We start from the raw sequence: 18,287 nt of genomic DNA, 5'->3' as shown, positions 1-18,287 counted from the left end.
CCCCTCCCGCTGGCGGGAGGGGAATGGTTGCTACCCATCCAAAGCCGGCCATTCTCACTATCGTTGCTCTGCCGGCAGCCAACGGCGCCTGCCCCCTCAGGCCGCTTTCCCCTTCAATGCCTTCTGCCGCCGTCTTTGGACCGATGAGCCGATGCCCAGCGCCTCGCGATATTTGGCGACAGTGCGTCGCGCTATGTCCATGCCCTTGGCGCGGAGCAGGTCGACCAGCGTGTCGTCGGACAGGATCGCCTGTGGGTCTTCGGCGCCGATCAGCGCCTTGATGTGGCTCTTGACCGCTTCGGCCGAGACGGAGCCGCCATCGCCGCCCGATGACGACACGCCGCTGGTGAAGAAATATTTGAGTTCATACAGCCCGCGCGGGCAGGCGAGATATTTGTTGGAGGTCACGCGGCTGACGGTGCTTTCGTGCATCCCGATCGTGTCGGCCACCGCGCGCAGGGTCAACGGCTTGAGATGCGCGACGCCCTGCTGGAAAAAGGCCTCCTGGCTGCGCACGATCTCGCTCGCGACCTTGATGATCGTCTTTTGCCGCTGGTCCAGCGCCTTGACCAGCCAGTTGGCGCTGGCGAGGCAGTCGGCCAGCCAGGCCTTGGCGCTCTTGTCCTGCGGCCCGGCGGCCAATTCGACATAATAGCTGCGGTTGATGAGCAGGCGGGGCAGGGTGGCGCTGTTGATCTCGATCGCCCAGCCGCCCCTGGTCGGTCGCACGAACAGATCGGGGGTGACCGGGGCGGCGCGGTCATTGGCGAAGCGCAGGCCGGGTTTGGGATCGTAACCGCGCAGTTCGGCGATCATGTCGGCCATATCCTCTTCGTCCACGCCGCAGATGCGGCGCAACTGGGGCAATGCCCCCTTCGCCAGCAGGTCGAGATTGGCGAGCAGCCGCGCCATGCAGGGATCGTGGCGGTCGGCTTCCTTCGCCTGGAGCGCGAGACATTCGGCCAACGAGCGCGCGCCGACGCCGGTGGGATCGAATGTGTGAATGACGCCCAGCACCCGTTCGACATCGAAGAGGGGCACGCCAAGACCATGGGCTGTTGCAAGCAGATTCGCCTCCAGATAGCCCGCCTCGCTGATCTGGCCGATCAACTGGGTGGCGATGAACAGGTCCATGTTCGTGCACGCGGCGCGGGCCTGCCCCATCAGATGTTCCTGCAAGCCGATGTCGGGCGCGGCGAAACTGTCGAAGTCGGGCGCATCCTCGGCATAGCGGCCCGACAGCGCGTCCATGCCGCCGCCGCCCGCGCCATGGGCGTCGGCCATCCGGTCGCCGGGGCCGTCGTCGATGAAGCTGTCCGCGCCATGATCGACGTCGAGCGGGCTGTCCGCGCCGCCCAGCCCCTGCGCGATCAAATCGTCGCTCGCGCCGGTTTCGGCGGACAGGGTGGGGGCGTCGATCGTCCGGTCGATGCCGTCGGGCGCGGGCGGAGCGTCGTCGCCGCTCGATTGTTCGAGCAGCGGGTTTTTTTCCAGCTCGCCTGCGACGAACGCTTCGATTTCCAGATTGGACAGCGCCAGCAGCTTGATCGCCTGCTGGAGCTGGGGCGTCATGACGAGCGACTGGCTCTGGCGAATGTCCAGGCGTGGCCCGAGTGCCATTATCGCGCTCCCCGATCGCAAAGGAGAGTGCGCGCGATCATCATATCAAAGCTGGAAATTCTCGCCCAGATAGAGGCGGCGGACGTCGGCATTGGCGACCAGTTCGGTGGGATTGCCCGCGAACAACACCTGGCCGTCATAGATGATGCAGGCGCGATCGACGATTTCCAGCGTCTCGCGCACATTATGGTCGGTGATGAGGACGCCGATGCCGCGGGTCTTCAAATCCTTCACCAGATCGCGAATGTCGGCGATGGAGAGCGGATCGATGCCCGCGAACGGCTCGTCCAGCAGCACGATCGACGGGTTGGCCGCCAGCGCGCGGGCGATTTCGCAGCGGCGGCGTTCGCCGCCCGACAGCGCCATCGCGGCCGAATCGCGGAGGCGCACAAGGCCGAACTCGCTGAGCAACTGCTCCAGCCGGGCGGCGCGGGCGGCCTTGTCCGGCTCGGCCTGCTCCAGCACCGCACTGATATTCTGCGCGACGGTCATGCCCCGGAAGATCGACGTTTCCTGCGGCAGATAGCCCAGCCCCAGGATGGCGCGGCGATACATGGGCAGGTTGGTGATGTCCTGCCCGTCCAGCACGATGCGGCCATGATCGGGACGGACCAGGCCCATGACCGAATAGAAGCAGGTCGTCTTGCCCGCGCCGTTGGGGCCGAGCAGGCCGACGACCTCCCCCTTGCCCACGGTCAGCGACACGTCGGACAGGACGACGCGCTTGTCATAGCTTTTGGCGATCGAAATGACCGACAGGCCGTCGCTCACTTCCTGCGGGATTTGCGGGCGTTGCGCCGTCCGTTCCGGGGTCATCACATCGTCCATGCGTCTATCCTTGCAGCCGTTTGACTAAGCACCCCTTAAATTTCGGAACGCATACGGCAGTTGGCAAGCTTTGTGCATGGGATTGCCGTCGGGGCAAGGGGAAAATGCGCCGGTGCGCGCCGATCGGGCGGCAGGCGGTCTCAGCGATCCCAGTCGAGCAAGGCCGGTGCCAAGGCCTGTTCCAGCGCCCCCAGCCAGGGGGTGAAGCGTTTCCAATGGTCGATCCCGTCGGTGAAGATCGGCTGGCGCACCTGTTCGCTGCTGGCGGTCCGCACCGCCCGCTTGTTGGTCCAGAAGGCGAGGCAGGCGTCCTCGAACGGCAGGTTCAGATGGGCGAGCAGGTGCGCGACCTCGCCCGGCGTGTCGGCGACCATGCGTTCGTAAAGGACACGGTGGACACGGCCGGGCGCGGCGCTGTCGAACGCGGCCATCAGGGCGACATAGTCGCGATAATAGAGGCCGATGTCGGTCAGGTCGTAGCTGAACGCCTGGCCACGGGCGAAATGCTGTTTCCAGCCCGAAAAGCCGCAGGCCATGGGATGGCGACGCGCATCGATGATCCGGGCATTGGGCAGGATCAGCCGGATCAGGCCGACATGCTGCCAATTATTGGGCATCTTGTCGATGAAGTGCGGCCGGTCGGTCTGGCGATGGACGCGGGTGCGGTCGACATATTCCTCGCCCAGGCGCAGCCGGTCGGCGGGGGTGAGGGATGCGATCATCGTCGCGAAATCGGGAAATTCGCCATCGTCCACGCGCGACTGGAGGCGGCCGGCGATCATCATCATCTCCGGCAGTTCCATCGTGCCTTCGACCCGGCTGTGGCTGGAGAGGATCTGTTCGACCAGCGTCGATCCCGCGCGCGGCAGGCCGACGATGAAGATCGGGTCGGGGGCCGTGCAGCCGCCCTCGCCCCGTTCGGCGAAAAAGGCGCTGGTGAAGGCATCGCGCGCCGCGGCGACTTCGGCGGAAAATTCGGTCGCGTCGTGACGGATCATCGTGCGGCGCAGGCGATTGCCCTGGTCATAATGGCCAAAGGCGGCTTCGTCCTCGCCCGCATCCTCCAGCGCCTTGCCCAGCGAGAAATGGAGGTGGAAGACATCCTCCTGCCGGGTCGCGGCGTCGGGCGCGAGGGTAGCGAGCGCGTTAGTCATCGTGGCGATGTCGGCCGCATCCAGCTTCACCGTCTTGAGGTTGGCGAGGCTCCACCAGGCTTCGCCCATGGTCGGTTGATGCGCCACCGCCTGACGATAGGCGTGGACGGCGTCATCCTGCCGTCCCAGTGTCTTGAGCGCATGGCCCAGATTCTGCCAGACCTGGGGCTGGTCGGGTTTGAGCGCGAGCAGGCGTTCGTAGATCGCCCGCGCGCCATCCTGATCGCCCAGTCGCACCAGCACGGAGGCGCGGAGGAGGTCGTAGCCCGGATGCTTCATCGGCGAGGCGGTCAGGATGTCGGCATGGTCCAGCGCCTCAGTCAGCCGGTTGTTCTGGAGCAGCAGGCGGATCAGGAAATCGCGCGCCAGGTCGAAACCGGGGGCAAGGTCGACGGCGCGTTCGACCAGCGCCAGCGCCGCGCTCATGTCGCCGCGCCGCCACTGGATTTCGCCAGCCATGCGGATGGCGGGCGGATCGTCGCGCGCCGCCAGCCGGGCTTCTGCGGCGTCGAGATCGCCGTCATGCATCGCCATGGCGGCTTCGAGCAGGGTGCGGTCGCGGGAAGAAGCGTGGACGCCCGACAGGTCGGCGCGCCAGGCGTCCTGGTCCTGGCCAACCTTGCGCAACTGCGCGGCGAGCAGGAACCAGCCGGCGGCCAGGGCGGTCTGCTGCCGCAACAGGCTTTGCAGAAGGGCGATGGCTCTGGCGGTATCGCCGGCCGCGATGGCGGCCTGCGCCGACGCCCATGGCGAAAGGGACGGGCGGGCGGCGGCGGTCGAAACAGGGTTCATTGTCTGTCCTATTTCCTTTCTGCCTTGCAGCATGAACGGGATTGTGCGGCGGCGCAACAATCTATGAAAGCGACTGCAACTAAGCTGTTGACTCCTGCTTTCGTTGCCGCATTATCAAAGCTGGACAAGCGTCATGGAATGGCGAAAGTCCAAGGGGTAGTCATATCATTACGGATGGCGCGCGGAGGCGCGGCTGGTCTGGGAACCACCCGGTTTCCGGTCGCGGAGGCCTGTGCCTTTGCGAAGGCCAGAATGAAATCATGCCCGTCAGGGCAGGATGCAGTGCGTCATAAACACGCGGGCAAAATCGCGGGACGGGGAGAGTGAGGCGGAAGGCGCGGTTTATTCAAGGGGGAGTCAAAACAAGATGAAAGTCCCGTCGCGTCGCCGGTCGCAGTTGATGAAGATTTTGGGGGTGACCACCATATTGGCCGGGCTGTCCGCGCCGGCCGTCACCTTTGCCGCCGAAGCGGCCGAGCAGGTCGCCGCCGATCCGGCTGCGGTCGCCGCTGCCGATGATGCCGGGGGCGGCCTCACCGAAATCGTCGTCACGGCGACGCGCAGCGCCCAGTCGATCCAGAAGGTGCCGATCTCCATGCAGGCGCTGGGCGCCGAGACGCTGGCGCAGCGGCAGGTCAAGGGCCTCAGCGATTTCGCGGCGCTGCTGCCATCCGTGTCGTTCGAAGGGATCGGGCCGGGCCGCAACACCGCCTTTTTCCGCGGCATCGTGCCGGCGGGCGGCGCCTATGCCTCGGTCGGCTATTATCTGGACGACATTCCGATCACCGGCACCGAAGTCCCCGACATCCATGCCTATGACATGGAGCGGGTCGAGGCGCTGGCCGGGCCGCAGGGCACGCTTTATGGCGCGGGATCGCTGGCGGGTACGATCCGCCTGATCACCAACAAGCCCAATCTCGACAAGTTCGAATTCGGTTATGACGTCGAAGCCAATAAATATGGCAAGGGCGATTTCGGCGGCCAGATCGAATCCTACATCAACATTCCGCAGGGCGACACTATGGCGCTGCGTGTGATGGGCTATTATCGTCGCGATGGCGGCTATATCGACAACACGCCCAACAACGGCCTGCTCAACAATGGCAGCCCGGCCATCTATACGCTGGGCGACAATAATCCGAACACCAATTTCGCGCTCGACAATAGCGACATCGCGAAGGACGATTATAACACGATCAAGGAATTTGGCGGCCGTATCCAGATATTGTGGCAGCCGGCCGACGGTTGGGAGATCACGCCGCAATTCACCGGCCAGCGCCAGGTGTCCAAGGGCTATTTCGGCTATGATCCGCGCGTCGGCGACCTGGAAGTCCATGACTATGACCAGACCAAGAATGACGACCGATGGTATCAGGCGGCGCTGAGCATCCATGGCCATATCGGCGACTGGGACGTCGTGTCGGCCACCGGTTTCTTCAAGCGCCGGACCAAGACGCTCAACGACTATACCTATTATACCGTCACCTATGACGGTTTCGGCGCGGGCTATGAAAGCTATCTGCAATTTTTCGACAATTGCACCGGATCGGGCGCATCGCAGCAATGTTCGCTGATCGATCCGACCCAATATTATCACGCCGACACCCACCGCAACAAATTCACCCAGGAATTGCACATCTCCACGCCCAAAGACTGGCCGTTCGACGTCACGGTTGGCGGATTCTATCAGCGGCAGAAGAACGAAACGAACACCTATTACGCCATTCGCGGGCTGGACACGATCACCGGCTATACTGCGACCGGTGGCGGCGATGTGGCGGGCGGCCTGATCGGCGTGCCGGCGATGTATGGCATCGCCTATGACGAGGATGGCAATCCCTTTTTCGACACGAGTGATGTGATCAACCCCAACGGTAATCCGCTGGGCACGATGTTGCTAGGCACGCAGGCGGTGAAGGGCGACGGCTTCTATATCACCGAACAGAACCAACTTTATCATGACAAGGCGATCTTCGCGGAAGGCCATTACAACATCACGCCGACGCTGAAGCTGACAGGCGGCATCCGCTATTTCTGGACGGATTATGCGGTCAAGGGCTTTGCGGGTGTGGCCGGTTCCGCCGCCAATACGATTACGTCCATCTATATCCCGACAGGCGAAATGGGCTGCCCGACGCCTTTGCCGGCCGAGCGCCTGCAATGCCTCAACACTAACTTCCGGGCGGCGGACCAGACCGGACGGTATAAAGAGGATGGCGAAACGCATAAGGTCGCGCTCGACTGGCAGTTCCAGCCCGACAAGATGGTCTATGCCAATTATTCTACCGGCTTTCGCCCCGGCGGTTTCAACCGGCCGCTGCGCATCCGCAATTTCGGCCCGGTCGATGTGGCGCCATTCAAGTCGGAAACGCTCACCAATTTCGAACTGGGCGTCAAGACGACCTGGAACAATATTTTCCGTTTCAATGCCGCCATCTATTATGAAAAGTGGAATAATATCCAATATGGCGTTGTCGTGTCCGGGGCGCAGGGCGCGGGCATGACGGGCAATGCGGGCAAGGCAGAGGTCAAGGGCATCGAATATGATGCGGACCTGAAACTGGGCAAGGTGACGATCTCGACCTCCGGCGCCTATAATGATGGCAAGCTGAAGGGGAATTTCTGTAATTTTGCGCTGGACCGGACGACCTCGTCCATTTCCCAGCTGTCCAGTTGCACGCTGGGTGAGGATGTCCCTGAGTCCAGTCCGCCAACGCCGCAGGTCGCCGCGGCCAATGGCACCCGCCTGCCGCGCCAACCCAAGTTCAAGGGCACGTCGTCGATCCGCTTCGACACCTATATGGGCGATTACAGCGCCTATTTGCAGGGGGCGGCACTCTACCAGACCGGCGCGACGCAGGATCTGAACGTCGACAGCAATGCGCTGCTGGGCAATACCAAGGGTTTTGTCAGCTTCGACTTTTCCGGCGGGATCAAGAAGGACAATTGGAGCCTGACGCTGTTCCTGCAGAACGCCTTCGACAAGCGCGGGCAGTTGACGCGCAACACCTTCTGTTCGATCGACTTCTGTTCGGGATCGTCGCGCACCTTCACGATCAAGCCGCAGTTTTTCGGTATCCGCTTCGGCCAGAAATACTGACGGCCTGACCTTATCGACCAACGATGCGCCGCCGCCGAATCGCAGGATTCGGCGGCGGCGCTATTTGGGGAGGGCGATGAACCGGGTATCGCATCGGGCCAGCAGAAGGCGCAAATCCGCATCGGGTTCATCCACAATTCATCGAAGTTTTTGGCGGAATAGCGTGCTTTTCCATATGGCTCCATTCAACCGGCCGGATGCACGCCCGGTCATAATCGCATTGCCGAAACGGTCCGGGGCGGCCTCCAACGATCGGGTCATGTTGACTATCAGGAGAATAATATGTCGCCCTCTTTGACGAAAATAGGGGCCCTGACCGCGGTTCTGGCAGGCTCGATGGGCCTGACGGGCTGCGCCACCAAAGGGTTTGTGCGCGAACAGGTCGCCACGGTGAATCAGCGCGTCGATGCGCTCGACGCGAAATTGCAGACGACCGACGGCACCGCGCAGCAGGCGTTGGCAGAGGCCCGCGCCGCGTCGGGGCAGTCGCAGCAGAACAGCCAGCGGCTCGACCAGCTGAACGGCCGCGTTGATGGGGTCGAGCAGCGGATGCAGGAAGCCCAGCGCAAGCGCGCGCGCAACTGATAGGCTTCACAGATCAGGGGCGGCCTGGCCGTCCTGATCGCGATCGGGTCGGCGCTTCCTTTGGCGCCGGCCCTTTTTGCCGAACCCCTCTTCGAGGTTATCCCATGAAGTTTGCGATATTGCTGACGGTTGCGGCGCAGGGGCTGGTGGTGGCCGGGGCGGTCGAGGCGGCGGGAACCGGCAAGGTCGCTGCCCAAGCGCCTGCGACTGACGCGCCGGTGATCCTGTCGGATGGCGCCACGCGCGTCGCTGAGTGGGTCGCCACGGCGCAGGATAATCATGCGCTGCCCTATATCATCATCGATAAGCCGGGCGCTGCCGCCTATCTGTTCGACGCGAAGGGCAAGATGTTGGCCCATGCGCCGGTCCTGATCGGCATCGCGCCGGGGGACGATGCGACGCCGGGCATCGGAACCAAGAACCTGTCGGAGATCGGGCCGGCGGAAAAGACGACGCCGGCAGGGCGTTTCCTGGCGAAATTCGGCGTGGCGGCGGGCAAGCAGCGGGTGTTGTGGGTGGATTATGCGACGTCGGTGGCGCTGCACACCATTCCGCCGGGCAATCCGAAGGACAAGCGCAAGGAACGGATGCTGTCCCCAGCGATCGACGATAACCGCATCACCTTCGGCTGCATCAACGTACCCAAAATCTTCTATAACCAGAGCGTCAGCCCGCGTTTTCGCAAGAAGGGCGGCTATGTCTATATTCTGCCCGACAGCAAGCCGCTGGAAGACGTGTTCCCGCGGCTCAGGGTGCAGCCCTTCCTCAATGCGGCGGCGGGCAGCACCGATGCGGTTGCCGGGCAGTAAGAGGCCTAGAGCGGTTTGCGATCCGACTGCATCGGATCAACCGCTCCAGATCATTGGTTTTACGCGATTTCCGAGTCATCAGATGAGTCCATCTGATTAGAAATCGCTCTAGCCTTTTTCGCCCGGATAGAGCAGCCGCAGCGAGGCGGGCGCCTTGCACAGGCGGATCGCGGCGTCGACATGGCGGGCGCGTTCGGTCTTGAGCGCGGTGGTGGACAGGGGATGCAGCCGTTCGCGCGCGACTTCGTCGGCCGTGAAGGGCGCGGTGCCCGGTGGCGCGCTGGCGCCGCCCAAGCCGAAGACGACGAAATTCATCATGTCGGCGAGTTGCTGATTATCCTTGATCCGGCTGTACGCGACATTGGGCAGGCGGATGAGATAGGCGCGGGCGGCGGGCGTGCAGAGGAACCAGCCGACCCGGCCGCGGAGTTCAGGCAGCCGCGCTGGCGCGGCGCTGCCCGCGACGCCATGACAGCCGGCGCATTGTTCGACATAGTCGGCGCGCGCCATCGCCGGATCGGCGATGGCGGCAGGGAGCAGGCCCATCGGCGGCAGCGCCGCGCGCAGGCCCGCCGTGCCGCCCAGCAGGAGCAGGGCGGCAAGGATCAGTGGCTTTAGTCGTCCGTCGCGCAAGGCCATTATGCCTAGCTTGCCGCGCCCACCAGAACCGCGGTGGAGCAATGATAATCCATGCTGCTGGTGCCGAAGCACCAGATCACGTCATTGTTGAGCTGCGGCACGTACAATTGCGTTTCGCGATCGGTATTGTCGCACCCGCACTGGCCGCAGGCCGGCTTGCCGCAACAGTCGCGATAGGCGATGAGGTACGCCTTGCCGTCGTCCGGGTTGATGCAGGTGCCGACCCAGGAGACGGGCGAAGGCTCCGCGCCCGGCGGGCAGCTATGGATGCCGCCGCCGCAGCAGGTGCAGAGCGCGCCGTCGATCGCGCAATAGCGCCAATAGTCGCATTTGCTATCGTCCTTCGTCTGCGCGGTGCGGGCGAAGAAGGTCTTGGTTTCGGGCGAGCGATCGGGCTTGGCGGCCTCCGCGCGGCTGACCGGCAGCAGCGGGAAGACGGGGGCGGCGACCAGCGCTGCGCCCAGGCGGGAGAGCATCGAGCGGCGCGAACTGGCCCCGGCGAATTTGCGCAGCAATTTTTCGCCCATGCTGTCGGCGTTGAATTTTTTCATGACCTTGCCCCCATTTCTGCCGTCAGGCCGCCTGCGCCTTGAGCCCGCCTATATAATCCTGCACCGTGGCGATGCCCATTTCATGCGCGACCACCAAGCTTTCGAGATGTTCGCGGCTGTTGACCAGCCCCTTGGACAGGATCGCTCCTTCCTCGTCCAGCAGCACCGCGAAGGGCAGCTTGGCGACCTGATAGGCCTGGCCCACTTCCGGTCCATTGAGGAAGTCATGGCCCTCCAGCCCATGCTGCGCGATCATCGCGCGCTGGGCGCCGACATCGTCATCGCCCACGAAGGTCAGCGCCACGCGCTCGGCGCGGGCGAAGCTGGTCGCCATCGGGATCACCGCCTTGCAGAGCGGGCATTGCGCCGACACGAACAGCAGCAGCCGCAATTTCACGCCATGGGCATGGCCGCCGACGCTGACCGACTGGCCATCGAGCGTGGTGGCCGGGACCGCGCCGATCGCGCTGCCGACCGCCGGGCCGACACTGGTGGCCAGCGCGCCGGCGGGGGCCACGCGGATGTGCAGCACGCCGACCTGTCGCGCCAGCGCCAGCAGCGCGACGACAAGGCCGATAATGACGATCCAGGACAGGATCTGGGAGACGATCAGCGAGGTCAGCATGGTTATCTCCGATGGGCGGGCGACGCTGCGAGCGCGGCCAGCGACTGGAAGAGCAGGCAGAGGAGCGCGCTGGCGATGCCGGCGGCAACCGCCGTGGCCAGATCAATCGCGCCGAAGGCGGGCGGTGTGGGCAGGCGCAGCGCCAGAAATGCGGCTAGCGCGCCGTTGCGGATGACCAGCGGCCAGCCGATCGTGTGGCGCAGCGCGCCGTGGCCGCAGCCGCAATCGATATGGCCGCGCCCGCGCGCGATGTTGATCGCCATCGCGGCGGCGAACAGCAGCAGCAGCGCTATGCCCAGCAGTTGCGGCAATGGACGCAGGCCGACCAGCAACGCCGCGCCGGTGGCGACCTCCACCACGGGCAGCAGCCGCGCGGCGAGAACGATCAGCCGTCGGGGCAGCAGGCGATAATTGGCGATTACGCCGGGCAGCAGCGTGCGGTGGCGCCACTGGTCGATGCCCGCGACCAGGAAAAACAGGCCGACGCCGATCGAGGCGGCGAGGCCTGACAGGGCCGGCAACTGCTCCCCCAACATCATGGTCAGGACGGCTCCAGCACGGTGATGATGCCGCCGCCAGCCTTTTCGATCTTGTGCTTTTCCTCGCCGGTGGCGACGTCCATCACATGCACCTCGCCCTTTTCGCCGTTCATGTAGAGCAGCGGCTTGTCGGTCTGGGACACCTCGATATTGTTCATCGGCTCTTTGAGCACGAAGCGCTTGACCACCTTCTGCGCGGCGACATCGACCTGCCACACTTCGTCGCCCGACGCCTTGTGCGACCAATATTCGCCCTTGTGCATCAGCACGAACAACATGTCGGTCGCGCGGTGCAGCGCCATCGGCTGGCGGCCGCCCGGATACCAGTTGACGTCGAGCGGCTTGGCGTCGCCGACGCGGATTCCGGCCGCCGCCTGGATCGAGAAGGGCGCGGACACGGTCGGCGTCGCGCTGATTTTCGCGGTGTAGATCTGGCCGGTATAGGTCAGGAAAGTGGTCTGCTTCTTGATCCGGTCATAGGCGAAATTGTCGAAGATCGGATCGTCGCTCGCGGCGAAGAAGGGGGCCGTGTGGGTGATGTCCGCCTTCGTCCCCTTGATCGCCACGGTGGCGATCGATCCGTCGGAACAGAGCGCCGAGAAGCCGACGCCCGGATTGGGCATCAGGCTGGCGCAGCCGGGCAGTTCGATCGCGGTGATCAGCTTGCGCTTGGCCAGGTCGACGATATTCACACCCGACGTCGGGCTGAAATCATAGACATAACCGGTCTTGCCATCGTCGCTGATGATGAAATTATTCTTGCGCGATCCGATCAGCAGGCGACCCGGCATCGCGATTTCCGTGACCAGGTTCAGCGTCTTGCTGTCATAGACGGTGACCATGTCCTGCCGCGTGCCACGGTCGTTTTTCGACCAGATGGTTTCGGCGACATAATAATATTTGCCGGCCGGATCGATCGCCATGTCGGCGAGTCGCCGGGTTTCGACCATGCCCTTCATCTTGCCGCTTTCGCCGTCGAAGATGCTGGTGCCCGGCATGTCCCATCCGCCGTCGACAAAGAACCATGTCGGCTTGGGCGGATCGATGGTCAACGTATCGGATTCTTCGGGTTCGACCGAAGCCTTTGTATCGGCCGGTGCGGCCTGCGCCAAGGCGGCGCTGGCGAGCAGCGATCCGCAGAGGGCGGCGGCGAATATCCTGAAACTCGTCTTCGACATGCTGGCTGATCCCCCTGATCCCTGCTGCGCCGGGGACAAGGTTTGACAGCTGTCCAGATTTGGTCAAGGGGTCGAAATGACGTGGCGACAAATAAATGTTGCGGCGCAGCGTTTTGTTATCAGGCCAGTTCGGGTTCGCGGGCCGGAGCGAGAGCGGCGATGTCCGCCGATGTCGCGTTGCGGGCCAGCGCCACCAGCGACTGGACGGCGAGCGCGGTGAAGGCGGGCATCTTGTCGGCCCAGGGCTTGCCATGGCCCAGGAAGGGCGTGGCGCCCTCCATCGTCGCGCTGATGAACAGGGCGACGGTGCGGACGTCGTCGGGCGACAGCGCCGGGTTGATCGCGGCGACATGGTCGCCGATCACGCCATGGACCCGATCGTAGAAAGCCTTGACCCGTTCGGCGACGAAGGGGTTGTGATTCGCCAGCGCCCATAATTCGGTGAACAAATGGGTGGTCCGCTTCGACCCGATATCGTCGAGGCACAGGATGATGACCAGCTTCAGCCGCTCTTCCGCGGTCAGGCCAGGCTTATGCACGACGGCGTCGAGCAACTTGCCATAGCTGTCGACCAGCTCGTCCAGAAGCACCTGGATCAGCATTTCCTTGCGGGGAAAATGATAGCTGACATTGCCCACCTTCATGTCGCAGCGCGCGGCGATGCGGCGGATGGTGAAGGCATCCGCCCCTTCGTCGATCAGCACGTCCATCGCCGCCTTGAGGATGGCGTCGACCGTTTCGGTGCCGCGAGCATAAATGCCGGGACGGGAAGGGGGGCGTAACTGCGTCATTTAACTTATTTCGGGATGTATCATCCCTTTCCTGTGCTGACCAGAGAAGATGGACCGGCCATGGAGGGTTTGGCCCGGTGCTTCGTCCTTTACTCTTCAAACAATTTAAATTCCGCCAGACGGGTCGCCTTGCCATTTGGCTGTGTAAAGAGAAGGCGGATCTTGCTGGTGCGCAGCCGCGGCCAGCGGGCGTCGGTGACGCCATTGGCGACCGGGCTGCCCCTGGGCGTTGCTATATCGCGCCAGTCGCCATCGACCCAGGCCTGGAGCCGGTAGCTTTGGGGAACCGCGAAACCCTTCCCGTCGGCGAAGAAAGCGAGTTCGGCGCGGACGAGGGCGACCGGATTGCCCAGGTCGATGGCATACCATTGAGCGGCCGGGGACGACGCCGACGACCAGCCGTTCGGCAGTTCTGGGAAGAACCATGTCCGCCCGTCGATCGCGTCGTGGATATTTTCGGCGTCGCTGTTGCTGGAGGCCGACCCGATCGGGAACTGGCCGCGCACCAGTTGCACCGCGCGGTTGATCGGGCGGGCGATGGCCGGGGTGGCGGCGCGCGCGACCGGGATTTCGACGCGGCCCAGCCTGTCGCGGCGGGCGACTTCCTTGCCATCCACTTCGATCGACAGGCCCTTGCCACGTTTGTAATGGCTGCCGTTGTCGTCCCATGTCACCGCGATCTTGTGGCCATGATAGGGCACGTCCTGCACCCGGAACCAGGCGAGGGCCTGACTGTCGGCCGCATCGGGCAGCAGCGGGTTCACCTCCAGCATATCGTCGGCGCGGGGGCGGATGCCGACCAGGCCAGTCAGGATCAGGTCATTGAAGCCGGAATGGAAATAATGGTGGCTGCGGTCGAGGCCGACGATCGGCTTGCCGGTTTCGGGGTGGTAATCCTCCTCGATGTCGAGGCGGCTTCCCTGATAGTGAAGCGCGGCATATTGGCGCAGCAGGCGCATATAGGCGCTGCGGGTGATGGGGCCAGTCGCCCTGGCATGGTCCAGCAGGTTGGCCATGCCGTGTAGTATCTGCGTGGTCTGATAGGGCCAGACCGGGCCGTTCCATTGGCATTCCGGGGCGGCGCCCAGGTAGCGATATTGCTGCATATAATATTCGTAGCTGGCCTCTACCGTGCGCATCCCCGCCTTGCCGGCGAGCGAGGCGGGGTCGAGCAGATGCGCCCAGGCGGCGGCATAGTGCGCGTTGTCGGGCACCAAGTCGAACATCCAGGGGAGATAGCCGACCAGCTCGCGGTTGCGGATCGGTTGCCAGTAGTTGACATGCTCATTCTTGCGCGACTGGTGGCGGTCGATGAAATGGGCGAGTTTTTCGCTCCACAGGTCGGCCAGCACGCGCTTTTGCAGGGCGTCGGCGCGGGCGGCATAGTCGGCGGCCATGGCTGTATTGCCCGCCATCGTCGCCATTTTGGCGAGCGCGCGGGCGTTTGCGAACATATAGCTGTTGACCGAGGGGCGGAAGGCGTCGCCGCCCCTGAACCCGTCCTTGCCGCCCGATGCGTCGATCGAGGAGACGGTATATTCGGTCGCATCGAGCAGCGGTTCGACGAAATAGAGTCCCTTGTCGAAGTCGTATTTGTCGTCCCAGAGGCGATAGATGTGGTTCATGACGGGCAGATGTTCGATCGCATCCGCGCGGTCGCCGTCTACGAGGAAGCGGCCCCAGACGCTGTCGGCCATATGATCGGTGAAGTGGCGATCATTGCCGCCGCTGCGATACATGAAATTGATATAATCGTCGGCGAAGCGCCGGTCGTTCAGCCAGCGGCCTTCGCCGATATGGAAGCCGCTGGCGTCGTTCAGGCTGGCATAGGGATGGCGTTGCCAATCGACATCGTCGGCAAATTCGGTGGTGATATAGCCGTCTGCGCCCAGATCGCGCTGATGCGCGCGAAAGACCTGCCAGCGATAATAATAGACCGCGTCGATCGCCGGGTCAGCCGATTCGAAGAAGGGGATGCGGTCCCGATACCAGGGCGCGTCATTGCCGAAGCGCTGGGCGGTGATGGCGGCCACGTCCATCGCGGGTTGCGGCGGCACCGCGCCGTTCCCGATGATCGCGGCCCCGGCCAGCAGCAGCATCTTCATGGCGCGCATCGCATCCTCCCTATCATCCACAAACAAATATGGCGGCCGTATCGGGACTGGAGAGAGTCCCGATACGGCCGCCAATCATGGGACGCGGCGAGGAGACGCCGCATCCCATGGGGCGCTTAGTCGAACTTGAAACGAACACCCAGAGCGAAGGTGCGGTCGATCAGCAGCGTGCTGGAGTTGAACTCGGTCGGGTTGCCGACATCGCCGAACTTGTAATAATCCTGCTGCTTCGCCTTGGTGATGTTTACGGCGTCGAAAGTGATGCCGATATCTTCGGTCAGGTTCAAGGTAAGCTGGAAGTCCAGGCTCTTTTCCGGGGCGCGCCACACGCCGATCGGGTTCGCAAAAGCGCGGGCTGCGTTGCCCTGAAGGAAACCCTTGCGCCATATATAGGACAGACGAGCACCGACCGGGCCTTTGTCGTAAGCAAGCGTGGCATTGTAGGACAGTTTCGACACGCCGAAGAAGGCGGACTTTGTCGTGCCCGTAATTTCGCCTTCATTGTTGACGACCGGAATGGTCTGTTCGGAATCCAGGATCGTCGCGCTGCCGGTAAAGCCCAGACCATCCAAGAAACGGGGCAGGTAGGACGGGAAGTAGGTCAGCCCCAGTTCCAGGCCCTTCAGCGTGCCGTTGGAGGCGTTGGCCGGACGGGTGATGTTGAAAAATTCGGTATAGGTTTCATTGCGCGGCAGATAGTTGTTCGGGACGAACTCCCGCACAGTCAGCGGTACGACCAAGCCGTTGATCTTACGCTGGAAGGCGGTGGCGTAGATGGCGCTGTTGCGTTCGAAATACCATTCGATCGCCAGGTCCATATTTTTCGAATGGGTGGCCCGCAGGTTGGCATTGCCCGCGGAGCCGGTGCCGAATCCGATGCGCGACAGATCGCCCGTCAGCGACAGGTTCGGGTTGAGGTCGCCAAAGGCCGGACGGCGCAGGACTTCGCCATAGTTGAAGCGGATGCGCAGATTGTCGGTGATATTGTAGCGCGCGGTAAACGACGGCAGGAATTTCTCCGAGCCGGTCGACACGGTGGTCTGCGCGAAATTGTTACCGCGGTCGAAATAGTCGTAGAGGGTGTCGATCGCGACGAAGCGCACGCCGCCCTGCAACTGGAGCGGCCGGCCGAAGATTTCCAGCTCGCCATCGGCCAGTATATAGGCGGCCAGATTGCTTTCGTTGATGCTGAACACGCGGCCGAAGGTCAACTGGTCCGACAGCAGCAGGCCGGGTGCGACAGCACGGTAGAGCTGACGCACGGCGTCCTTATTCATGCTGCGCGGGTCCGCCAGCACCCAACTGGTCGGGATATCGGCGCGGCCGTCGAAGAAGCCGGTATTGGTGAAGGGGCTGCCTTCGCCGAAGGCGTCTAGCGTACTGCCCAGGCCACCGGCGCCCTGATCGCGGACATAGCTGTCGGCATCGCGGTTGTCGTAGCGGAAGCCCGCCTTGATGCGGCGCAGGAAGCCTTCGTCCCACTTATATTCGCCGTCCAGCATCATGGTCAGCGCGCTGCCGGCCGTTTTAGTGCCGCTGTCGAACAGGTTGCCCACGGTCCACTTGCTGGCGTCGGTCAACACTTCCTGGTTGCCGAAGCTGTAGGCGGGCAGGCCGCCGCCGGCGTTGAAATCGACATTCAGGTCGAGCGGGCCGCGATCGGTGCGGATGGCGAAGAAGGAGGTTTCGTTCTTGCTGTCCTGATAGGCGATGTCGGCCGAAATCTTGCCGTTGCTGCCCACGTCCCACTTGGCGTTCAGAGCATAGACATAGCTGTCGGTGCGGTTGGTCGCCATGTCGCCACTGTTGAAGCCCGCGACCGAACCCATCTGGCGCGACTTGATGATGTTCGTGCCTTCATACAGTTCAAAGCTGTTGGCGACGTCCGTGGGCAGGTCGCCCCACCAGTCGGCGAAGCTGAAGTGCAGGCTGTTGAAGCTTTCTCCGCGGAAGCCGGTGTAGAAGACTTCGGCGGTATAGACCGAACTGTCATTGGGTGCCCACTGGAGCGCGGCGTTGATCGAGGGCCGCTCGCGCTTGCCATAGACGTCGGACGCGATGATCGCGTCACGAGACAGATAATAGGGCGTGTCGACGCCATTGATGTTCAATGTCGAACCCGGCGCGGTCGGTAGGCCCGCGTCGAGGCCGGGCGTCCAGTTTTCGTTCGTGGCGCCGGGGAAGATGCGCTGCAGCGGCGTAAGACCCGAACCGGCGGTCGGATTTTCCGTCGCGAACGGCACCATGGCGCCGGCCTGGAGATTCTGATTGCGGAACTGGGCCTTGGTATAGCTGGCGTTGACCAGGAAGCCGATGTCGCCGATGCCGGTTTCCCAGCGGTTGCTGACGAGCAGCGCCACGTTGGGATTCGCCTTGTCCGCCAGTTCCGAATAGATGCCGCGCGCCAGGCCCGAAATGGTGAAGCCTTCGAAATCGAGCGGACGACGGGTCTGGACGTCGATCTGACCAGCGAGACCGCTTTCCAGTTGGTCGGCCGAGCGGGTCTTATAGACGTCGACCTGCTTCACGAGGTTCGCGGAAATATCCTGCAACGCGAAAGACGTGCCCGCGGCGGTGAAGATGTTGCGGCCGTTGAGCGTGGTCAGCGGATCAGTCAGGCCGCGGATAGAGATGGTGGCGGCTTCGCCACCCGCCCGATCGGTGACCTGAATGCCGGTGACGCGCTGGAGCGCTTCGACGACATTGTTGTCGGGCAGCTTGCCGACGTCTTCCGATACGATCGAATCGACGATCTGGGTCGAATTTTTGCGGACGTTCAATGCGCCGACGATCGAGGCGCGGACGCCAGTGACGACGATGTCGGCGGCTTCGTCATCGGCCGCCGGCGGCGCGACGGAAGCTGGGGCGGTCTGGGCGTGGGCGGCGCCCGCCAGCATCAGCGCGAACATGGACGCGGAACCCAGTGCAATCGGCTTGATAGCCATTTCAAAATCCTCCCCTG

At 63.4% G+C, this 18,287-nt stretch carries 14 protein-coding genes; 3 read left to right on the top strand and 11 right to left on the bottom strand.

Translation table 11 applies throughout. From position 1 onward, the window contains the following. Positions 1–96: 96 nt before the first annotated feature. From rpoN to sphantq_RS07125, 3 genes are all read right to left on the bottom strand, one after another. Positions 97–1,620, bottom strand: a complete 1,524-nt coding sequence (gene rpoN / locus sphantq_RS07135; protein WP_272799917.1) for an RNA polymerase factor sigma-54 — start codon at positions 1,618–1,620, stop codon at positions 97–99. A gap of 45 nt (positions 1,621–1,665) precedes the next feature. After that, on the bottom strand, positions 1,666–2,448 hold the full coding sequence (lptB, locus tag sphantq_RS07130) for an LPS export ABC transporter ATP-binding protein (protein ID WP_066605921.1): 783 nt from the start codon (positions 2,446–2,448) through the stop codon (positions 1,666–1,668). Between the two features lie 140 nt (positions 2,449–2,588). Continuing rightward, positions 2,589–4,394: a tetratricopeptide repeat-containing sulfotransferase family protein gene (locus tag sphantq_RS07125; RefSeq protein WP_272799916.1), complete on the bottom strand. Its 1,806-nt coding sequence runs from the start codon at positions 4,392–4,394 to the stop codon at positions 2,589–2,591. A 400-nt stretch (positions 4,395–4,794) separates the two neighbouring features. Here sphantq_RS07125 and sphantq_RS07120 point away from each other — a divergent pair, with 400 nt between their 5' ends. The 3 genes from sphantq_RS07120 (at position 4,795) to sphantq_RS07110 (ending at position 8,888) form a co-directional block, all read left to right on the top strand. Next, positions 4,795–7,494 carry a TonB-dependent receptor gene (locus sphantq_RS07120; RefSeq protein WP_272800194.1) on the top strand — a complete coding sequence of 900 codons (2,700 nt, stop codon included), beginning with the start codon at positions 4,795–4,797 and terminating at the stop codon, positions 7,492–7,494. Between the two features lie 282 nt (positions 7,495–7,776). Further along, positions 7,777–8,079, top strand: coding sequence for a hypothetical protein (locus sphantq_RS07115; protein WP_272799915.1), 303 nt, complete (start codon positions 7,777–7,779; stop codon positions 8,077–8,079). Between the two features lie 104 nt (positions 8,080–8,183). After that, positions 8,184–8,888, top strand: a complete 705-nt coding sequence (locus tag sphantq_RS07110; protein ID WP_272799914.1) for a hypothetical protein — start codon at positions 8,184–8,186, stop codon at positions 8,886–8,888. 108 nt (positions 8,889–8,996) lie between these two features. On the opposite strand, the gene sphantq_RS07105 is transcribed toward sphantq_RS07110, so the two are convergent. From sphantq_RS07105 to sphantq_RS07070, 8 genes are all read right to left on the bottom strand, one after another. Next, entirely contained in the window at positions 8,997–9,527 is a 531-nt protein-coding gene (locus tag sphantq_RS07105; RefSeq protein WP_272799913.1) for a cytochrome C, read from the bottom strand. A gap of 5 nt (positions 9,528–9,532) precedes the next feature. Continuing rightward, positions 9,533–10,078 carry a methylamine dehydrogenase (amicyanin) small subunit gene (mauA, locus tag sphantq_RS07100; protein ID WP_066605911.1) on the bottom strand — a complete coding sequence of 182 codons (546 nt, stop codon included), beginning with the start codon at positions 10,076–10,078 and terminating at the stop codon, positions 9,533–9,535. A 22-nt stretch (positions 10,079–10,100) separates the two neighbouring features. Beyond that, positions 10,101–10,703 (bottom strand): methylamine utilization protein MauD, encoded by a 603-nt coding sequence (locus sphantq_RS07095; RefSeq protein WP_272799912.1) that lies wholly within the window; start codon positions 10,701–10,703, stop codon positions 10,101–10,103. Between the two features lie 2 nt (positions 10,704–10,705). Then, positions 10,706–11,242 (bottom strand): MauE/DoxX family redox-associated membrane protein, encoded by a 537-nt coding sequence (locus sphantq_RS07090; RefSeq protein ID WP_066605906.1) that lies wholly within the window; start codon positions 11,240–11,242, stop codon positions 10,706–10,708. A gap of 2 nt (positions 11,243–11,244) precedes the next feature. Further along, entirely contained in the window at positions 11,245–12,420 is a 1,176-nt protein-coding gene (locus tag sphantq_RS07085) for an amine dehydrogenase large subunit (protein WP_148648396.1), read from the bottom strand. A gap of 119 nt (positions 12,421–12,539) precedes the next feature. After that, positions 12,540–13,211 carry a TetR/AcrR family transcriptional regulator gene (locus sphantq_RS07080; RefSeq protein WP_066605903.1) on the bottom strand — a complete coding sequence of 224 codons (672 nt, stop codon included), beginning with the start codon at positions 13,209–13,211 and terminating at the stop codon, positions 12,540–12,542. Positions 13,212–13,300: 89 nt separating this feature from the next. Then, positions 13,301–15,325, bottom strand: a complete 2,025-nt coding sequence (locus sphantq_RS07075; protein WP_129926056.1) for an MGH1-like glycoside hydrolase domain-containing protein — start codon at positions 15,323–15,325, stop codon at positions 13,301–13,303. Between the two features lie 116 nt (positions 15,326–15,441). After that, positions 15,442–18,270 carry a TonB-dependent receptor gene (locus sphantq_RS07070; RefSeq protein ID WP_272799911.1) on the bottom strand — a complete coding sequence of 943 codons (2,829 nt, stop codon included), beginning with the start codon at positions 18,268–18,270 and terminating at the stop codon, positions 15,442–15,444. Positions 18,271–18,287 lie beyond the last annotated feature (17 nt).

This window comes from Sphingobium sp. AntQ-1 (genome assembly GCF_028538045.1).
Lineage (GTDB): Bacteria > Pseudomonadota > Alphaproteobacteria > Sphingomonadales > Sphingomonadaceae > Sphingobium > Sphingobium cupriresistens.
This window is presented reverse-complemented; position numbering and strand designations above follow the sequence as displayed.

Excerpts from the sequence above, each read along its gene's own strand:
- rpoN (WP_272799917.1), bottom strand. The coding sequence starts at position 1,620 with ATGGCACTCGGGCCACGCCTGGACATTCGCCAGAGCCAGTCGCTCGTC.
- lptB (WP_066605921.1), bottom strand. The coding sequence starts at position 2,448 with ATGGACGATGTGATGACCCCGGAACGGACGGCGCAACGCCCGCAAATC.
- sphantq_RS07125 (WP_272799916.1), bottom strand. The coding sequence starts at position 4,394 with ATGAACCCTGTTTCGACCGCCGCCGCCCGCCCGTCCCTTTCGCCATGG.
- sphantq_RS07120 (WP_272800194.1), top strand. The coding sequence starts at position 4,795 with ATGAAGATTTTGGGGGTGACCACCATATTGGCCGGGCTGTCCGCGCCG.
- sphantq_RS07115 (WP_272799915.1), top strand. The coding sequence starts at position 7,777 with ATGTCGCCCTCTTTGACGAAAATAGGGGCCCTGACCGCGGTTCTGGCA.
- sphantq_RS07110 (WP_272799914.1), top strand. The coding sequence starts at position 8,184 with ATGAAGTTTGCGATATTGCTGACGGTTGCGGCGCAGGGGCTGGTGGTG.
- sphantq_RS07105 (WP_272799913.1), bottom strand. The coding sequence starts at position 9,527 with ATGGCCTTGCGCGACGGACGACTAAAGCCACTGATCCTTGCCGCCCTG.
- mauA (WP_066605911.1), bottom strand. The coding sequence starts at position 10,078 with ATGAAAAAATTCAACGCCGACAGCATGGGCGAAAAATTGCTGCGCAAA.
- sphantq_RS07095 (WP_272799912.1), bottom strand. The coding sequence starts at position 10,703 with ATGCTGACCTCGCTGATCGTCTCCCAGATCCTGTCCTGGATCGTCATT.
- sphantq_RS07090 (WP_066605906.1), bottom strand. The coding sequence starts at position 11,242 with ATGATGTTGGGGGAGCAGTTGCCGGCCCTGTCAGGCCTCGCCGCCTCG.
- sphantq_RS07085 (WP_148648396.1), bottom strand. The coding sequence starts at position 12,420 with ATGTCGAAGACGAGTTTCAGGATATTCGCCGCCGCCCTCTGCGGATCG.
- sphantq_RS07080 (WP_066605903.1), bottom strand. The coding sequence starts at position 13,211 with ATGACGCAGTTACGCCCCCCTTCCCGTCCCGGCATTTATGCTCGCGGC.
- sphantq_RS07075 (WP_129926056.1), bottom strand. The coding sequence starts at position 15,325 with ATGCGCGCCATGAAGATGCTGCTGCTGGCCGGGGCCGCGATCATCGGG.
- sphantq_RS07070 (WP_272799911.1), bottom strand. The coding sequence starts at position 18,270 with ATGGCTATCAAGCCGATTGCACTGGGTTCCGCGTCCATGTTCGCGCTG.